The organism is Sulfolobales archaeon (assembly GCA_038897115.1).
Taxonomy (GTDB): domain Archaea; phylum Thermoproteota; class Thermoprotei_A; order Sulfolobales; family AG1; genus AG1.
In genome coordinates this window covers 1-4,724 of sequence record JAWAXC010000138.1, presented here as the reverse complement: position 1 = coordinate 4,724, position 4,724 = coordinate 1, and the positions used below count along the sequence as shown (strand labels likewise).

The 4,724-nt window shown below is 44.5% G+C and carries 3 protein-coding genes; all 3 read left to right on the top strand.

The window, feature by feature from the left end; all coding sequences use genetic code 11:
* Positions 1-3,108: carbamoyl-phosphate synthase (glutamine-hydrolyzing) large subunit (carB, locus tag QXE01_11630; protein MEM4971887.1), on the top strand; the 3,108-nt coding region annotated here is incomplete at its 5' end.
* A 304-nt stretch (positions 3,109-3,412) separates the two neighbouring features.
* Positions 3,413-4,234, top strand: coding sequence for a class I fructose-bisphosphate aldolase (fba, locus tag QXE01_11625; protein MEM4971886.1), 822 nt, complete (start codon positions 3,413-3,415; stop codon positions 4,232-4,234).
* Between the two features lie 46 nt (positions 4,235-4,280).
* The coding region (locus QXE01_11620; GenBank protein ID MEM4971885.1) for a carbohydrate kinase family protein at positions 4,281-4,724 on the top strand (444 nt) is incomplete at its 3' end.

Here is a 4,724-nt window from a genome sequence, read left to right as displayed (position 1 = left end):
TCGCAAGCGCTGAAAGCTATAAAGGAGGAGGGTATAAAGGCTATACTTGTAAATCCAAATATAGCTACAATACAGACTAGCCACATATATGCTGATAGAATATATGCTGTCCCCATCACCCCCGAGTATGTAGAGAAGGTTATAGAGAGGGAGAGGCCAGATGGAATTATGATAGGGTTTGGAGGTCAAACAGCCCTAAGCGTTGGGGTAGCACTCTGGAAGGCTGGGGTTTTAGAGAGATATGGTGTCAAGGTTCTCGGAACACCTATCAGCGGTATAGAGGTGGCTTTGGAGAGGGGGCTCTTTAGAGAGGCTATGAGTAGGAGTGGCATCCCAGTACCTCCTAGCAGGGCTGCATCATCTCCAGAGGATGCTATAGAGGCTGCTGAGGAGATCGGCTATCCAGTGATTGTTAGGGTGAGCTTCAACCTAGGAGGTGGAGGCTCTTTCGTTGCATGGGGAAGGGATGAGTTTAGAGAGAAGATCTATAGGGCGTTTGCACACGCAGGCCTTGTAAAAACGGTGTTGGTTGAGAGATATCTGCATCACTGGAAAGAGATCGAGTATGAGATTATGAGGGATAAGAGGGGCAACTCGGTAGCTGTGGCATGTATGGAGAACATGGATCCCATGGGGGTTCATACAGGAGAATCAATAGTTGTTGCTCCATGCCAGACACTCACGAATAGGGAGTACTATATTGGGAGGGAGGTTTCGAAAAGGGTTGCAAGTGTGATCGGGCTTATAGGCGAGTGTAATGTGCAGGTTGCATTTGATCCGAATGGCGAGGCGCACTATGTTATAGAGACAAATCCCAGGATGTCTAGATCGAGTGCCCTAGCTAGCAAGGCAACAGGCTATCCACTAGCATATATAGCTGCGAAGCTCGCCATGGGATATACCCTTGATGAGCTCCTCAATAAAGTCACACTCAAGACCTCAGCGCTCTTCGAACCAAGCCTTGACTACGTAGTTGTTAAGATCCCTAGATGGGATCTCGAGAAATTCGTTGGCTCCGAGGCGAGGCTTGGGAGCGAGATGATGAGCGTTGGAGAGGTAATGGCTATTGGGAGAACCCTGCATGAGGCGCTTCAAAAGGCTATAAGGATGCTCGATATAGGAGAGCCAGGCGTTGTTGGAGGCCCCCTCTACGAGGAGGAGCACTCGCTGGAGGAGGTTCTAGATGCTCTGAAGAATAGAAGGCCCTACTGGCCTCTCTGGGCTGCGAAGGCCTTTAAAATGGGTGTTACCATTGATGAGATATACAGGCTTACAGGTATCGATAGATTCTTCTTAGGTGTTGTGAAGGACATAGTAGATCTCTATGAGGAGATCAAGAGAAGGGGGGTCGAGATTCTTAGAGATCCGTATCTGCTTCAAGAGGCAAAGATAAAGGGGTTCTCCGATGCACAGATAGCCCATGCCATAGGTCTCGACGAAGATCTTGTTAGGAAGGCTAGGATCAAGGTTGTGGGGCTACCTTCGATCAAGAGGATAGATACTCTAGCAGCCGAGTGGCCGGCCCAGACTAATTATCTATATACAACATATGGTGGGCAGGAGGATGATGTTGAGTTCGACGATCAAGAGAGAAAGATCCTAGTAATAGGCCCGGGAGGCTTTAGAATAGGCGTCTCTGTAGAGTTCGATTGGGCAGCTGTTAGCTATGCTCTCGCTGCGAGGAGAATGGGATATAGGGTGGCAATGATCAACTATAACCCGGAGACTGTTAGCACGGATTGGGATATGAGTGATAAGCTATATTTTGAAGAGATAAGTCTAGAGAAAATCCTAGATATAAATGAGAGGGAGGGCTTCGAATACATAGTAGTATCTGTAGGGGGACAGATAGCGAATAATATTGCTAAGAAGCTTGAAGATAAGGGGCTGAGAATAGCTGGCACCCCTGGGAGAAGCATAGATATCGCCGAGGATAGGGCTAAATTCAGCTCCCTCCTAGACAGGCTAGGGATCGATCAGCCCCTCTGGGCTAGAGCATCATCGATAGAAGAGGCTTTAAAGGCTGCTAGAGAGATAGGCTATCCAGTTATTGTTAGACCTAGCTATGTGTTGAGCGGGACATCAATGTCTATAGCATATAATGATGAGGAGCTAAGATCATATCTAACTAAAGCAGCCAGAGTCTCCAGAGAGCACTCTGTAACCATAAGCCAGTTCATAGACGGGGGGATCGAGGCTGAGATAGATGCTGTATCTGATGGTAGGGGTCATGTAATAGGTGTTGTGATCGAGCATCTAGAGAGGGCGGGTGTGCACAGCGGGGATGCAATGATGGTTATACCGCCTAGAAGGCTTGGAAGAAATGTAATAGATAGGATGAAGGAGATCTCAGTCATACTAGCTAGCGAGCTATCAATCAGAGGCCCATATAATATACAATATATTATAAAAAATAATAAGGTATATGTGATAGAGCTAAACCTAAGGGCAAGCAGATCTATGCCTTTCTCAAGCAAAGCTAAGGGGGTAAACCTAGCTGAGCTGGCTGCAAAAGCGACCCTGGGCTCTGGCTTCGAAATAGATGGGGAGTTCTGGGAGCCTCCAAGCAGATCTTATGCTGTTAAAACACCGCAGTTCTCGTGGGCAAGGATTAGAGGTGCATATCCATTCCTAGGTCCTGAGATGAGAAGCACAGGTGAGGTTGCATGTCTAGGAGATAGCTATGAGGATGCCCTTATAAAGTCATGGCTATCCGCTGTTCCAAACAAGATCCCATCGAAAGGAGTTCTAATCTATAGCTATATAAATAAAAGCATTGAAGATCTGAGCGAGACTGCTAAAACACTCTCAAAGTACTTTACACTCTATACCCTAGAAGATGCTGAGATCCCCGGCATAGAGTATAGGCTCTCACAAGATATAGCAAGAGACATGATTATTAAGGGAAAGATAGATCTTGTGATAACAACTGGATATACACCTGAAAGGGATTATAGACTTAGAAGAACAACTGTTGATATGAACATACCTCTAATCCTCCACCAAGACACGGCAAGAGAAGTGGCAAATGCGATCCAATGGCTACTTAGTGGTGGGAACATAACAGTTAGAGAGCTAGGCGAATACATAGAAAACCATCAAACATAGTCCTTTATATCATTAGAACCGAGATATCTATGGGCTCTCCAGCTCTAAACATCTCCTACTCTTTAAAGCAAAACCCTTTATATAAAGAAATACACACCCATTGCAGATAATATCGAGTTCTTGCTTAACAGATTACAATTGAAAGCCCCGCTCCTTTTAGGTGAGGGGAAGGTCGGCTCTCCTACTATATGGTTATTCTACTGTTAGCGGGTAGGGTATCTAGATGCTTATTTCTATTCACAGTGTTTCCTAGCTCTGAAATCTTAATTAAGTTAGGTGGGAGATATTAAGATGTGATATCTATATGAGAAGGAGCTTTAATGAAATTGGAAGAGAGATTAGGTTGAGAAAGATCTTGAAGAATAATAGGGCTTTGATCTTTGCCTTTGACCATGGGGTAGAACATGGTCCCAAAGACTTCCCAGAAGAAGTAATTGATCCTAGAGCGATTATTCGTAAAGTAGTTGAGGCAGAGGTAGATGCAATAATGACTACACTGGGTATAGCAGCGATGACCCATGATATATGGGGCGGGCGCGTTCCTCTAATCATAAAGCTAACTGGTAAAACAAATCTAAGGCCAGAGCAGCAGAGGCTCTTACAAAGTGTTTTTGGATATGTGAGAGACGCGGTAGCTATAGGTGCTGATGCTGTTGCAGCAACTGTTTATTGGGGTAGCGAATATGAGGACTCTATGCTTAACACCTGGTTCACTATAAGATCAACAGCAGAGAGATTCGGTTTACCGGTTCTTCAACTAGCCTATCCAAGGGGATCTGCTATAAAAAATATATATGATAAGGAAGTGGTTAAATATGGTGTAAGGGCTGCTATAGAGAGTGGAGCTGATCTTGTTAAAACATATTACACAGGCTCGGAAGAAAGTTTCAGAGAGGTAGTTAGGGTGGCTGCGGGAATACCTATACTTATGAGCGGTGGTGCTACCAGAGAGAAACCTATAGATTTTCTAAGAGACGTTAAATCGGTTATGAGAGCTGGTGCTAATGGAGCTGTTGTTGGTAGAAATATATTTCAGCATAGAGATCCCAAAGCGATGATTAGAGCTTTAAAACTAATTATTCATGAGGATAAAGAGGTGGAGGAAGTAGCTAGGTTAGTTGAATAAATATTCCTCGCTTAACACTTATATATTAACAAGTAAGGGAGACACTATGAAGGATCTCCAAAAAAGGATAGATATAATAGCTGTTGGACATGCTCTCGTTGACATCAGAATACAGGTTAACGAATTCCCAAAACCTGATCAAGAGAGCCCTATACTGAGAACTAAATGGGGGGCAGGGGGATCTGCTGTGAACGTCTCAATCGCCGTAAAGAGGCTGGGCATGAGTAGTGGGATAATCGCTAAAATAGGCTTTGATAGCTTTGGAAGAATAATAGCTGATGAGCTGTTGAAGGAGGGTGTAGATATAAAGGGTCTTAGAATCTCGCTAGGAGACACAGGTTTTAGTATAGTAGCTATAGATCCTCAAGGGGAGATAACTATGTATGGGTACAAGGGCTCTGCAGAGGATCTAAGGCCTGAAGAGATAGATGAGGATCTGATTAGAGAATCTAGACATATCCATATATCCAGTTTAAGAATAGATACATCG